General features: G+C 41.4%; 1 protein-coding gene. It reads right to left on the bottom strand.

Annotated features, from left to right (window positions below; translation table 11 throughout):
• Window positions 1-2300 (bottom strand): M14 family metallopeptidase (locus CLV33_RS17380; protein WP_170064040.1); only part of this gene is annotated, 2300 nt, incomplete at its 3' end.
• Window positions 2301-2339: the final 39 nt, after the last annotated feature.

Below are 2339 nucleotides of genomic sequence, written 5' to 3'. Positions count from 1 at the left end.
CTATTAGTATTGTCGGAATCAAATACAAAACGGAAACGTGCATTTGTGGCACCGAACAGGAAACTATTTTCTGTACCATCAATTAAAATTTCTTCCATCACCCATTTGTCCATAGAATCTCCATCGTATATAGATTCTCCCGTGGGTTGATTGTCTTGGTCTGCAGTGGATTTACCTGTACTTGTATTAGTACTATTACCACTACTATATCTATTAGTTGATCTACTAGAACCTGGTTTACTATATTTTCCACAAAGTGGAATCCATGTAGACCCATTGGTTGAGCCCTCAATTTGAACATAATCAAAATTTCTTTCTAAATCCCATTTGGCAAAAAACTGTACGATTCCTACTGAAGACGATGATAAATCTACACTTGTACTTAAAGTTAGTGTTTTAGACTGGTTATTGCCGTAGGCACCAGAAGGCGAGTCTGTGATGGCCGTAGTGCCGGAGTATGCATCTGTAGTTGTTCCCCAAGAGCCCCCTGAGGCAGTCCAATTTGTTAAATTGTCTGTATCTGGATTATCCGTAAATAATACTGAAGGGTTGTAAATTTTTAAAATGTTGGCTCTATACATTACATAGCCATCATCGTTACTCAAGGTAACCTGAAACTCAATTTCATCATTGGGCTGTATCCCTGGATTTAAAGTATAAGCAGCAGTGACTTTACGCTGCTCTAGTTTGCTCCAACCTGTTTGTGTTGGTGGTGGCGTAATAGATTGAATACCAGAAACAGGTGTTACATTTAGTGTGATATCCCCTAAAGTTTGACCAAGGTATTCCAAACCAAATTCTAAGTTACCAGAGGTTGTAGCAATATCACTTGGATTCAAGTCGTGAAATTGAGCAAATTTCCCGCTATGGTAAGCGTTCACGAAATTCATTCTCATGGCTCTTTGGGCGATCTCCACAATTTTAGTAGCACTGGGCCAAAAGCCACCTTCGCCATCACTTGATATCCATGAACCATTCTCTGGGGCTAGTGCCAACACACCTTCAGTTGCGTAAGCAGGAAAGTCCCTAGAACCTTTTGAGCCATTAACATCGGCAGCACCACCAAGCATCCAATCGCTCATATCGCCATTAGCGATGGTTAAGATATCTGGTGCCTCTCCATAGATATACCTATTAAAACGTGTCATATCATGGCAGAACTTATGGTATTCAGCCTCTCTGCCCGATGGAGCAGCAGCAGGATAACCATTGTAAGCATGGGGAATTAAGTTTGATGTGGCATGGTGGTTCATGGCCGTTTTAAAGTTTCTAGATGCCGAGAAATTTCTAACTATTTGTGTTTCTGGTTCAGAAAACGCACTTGGGCCCCTGTAAACATCACTGCTCTGTGTTCCTGAGGAACCTCCATAAATGGGGTTAGGCCCCCAGAAGTAATCATAGTTTCTATTTAAATCCACGCCCCTTTGGGCGTTGTTCCCAGTATTGTACGGCCCAAGGTTTTTACGCTGCATGCCACCACCGCTTGGGGCTATCTGCTCGTTCCACATTAAACCATCAGGATTGGCAACGGGAATAAAGTACATTTCATGATTGTCTACCAAATTCTTTATTCCCGGATCCGTACTATAATTTTCTAAAACATACCACATGTAGTACATTAAATTCATCATAGAACTTACCTCTCTGGAATGTGTCATGCCCGAATACAAGGATTCTGGCTCGTTGGCCTCATCTATATCTGGATTATCTGAAATTCTTACATAATATATAGGCTGTCCTGCCCATGTATCGTAAACCCCTCCATTGGTGTAAGAGTTACCATGCGTTACAGTGCCGGGTGAGGCATCGGTTTTTACCGATATTAAGTTGGGGTATAAGGAGCGCATCCGGTCCAGTTCACTTAAAACCTCGCTATAGGTTAAACACCCACCCATACTACCAAGAGTAAAATTAGTAGGTACTGCCCAGTTTACTTCTGAGCAGCCCTCGTACTGAATAAAATTATCGATACTTTCACTTTTGGTACTGAGGGATTTTCTTGAAAAGGCCTGGGCCTTTTTCGCTTGTAGCTGAGATTTGGCTAAGGGGAGCTCGGTCTCGTTTTTCTTTTGGTAATAACCGATTAGGTCGTCAATTAATACGGTAAATGAGATGCCTTTTTGGGAAAGATTGTCCAAATCGGTTTCTCCTAATTCTAGAATCAAGCCGTTTTCCGTGAACAAAGCCCCACAGGACAGGTCTATACCAACTTCCTTAACTTTTAAAAGCTCCGCGCTTGTTGGGTTAGCAATCTTGATTCGTTTTCCTGAAAGGGATTGAGAGAAGTTAAACTGTGTCATCAAAAATAATAACACACTTAGCAAAGTAATTTTTTTCAT

Origin of the sequence: Jejuia pallidilutea (assembly GCF_002973595.1) — a bacterium.
Classification (GTDB): Bacteria; Bacteroidota; Bacteroidia; order Flavobacteriales; family Flavobacteriaceae; genus Jejuia; species Jejuia pallidilutea.
The sequence above is the reverse complement of the archived record's forward strand: the minus strand, read 5'-3'. Positions and strand labels throughout refer to the sequence as shown.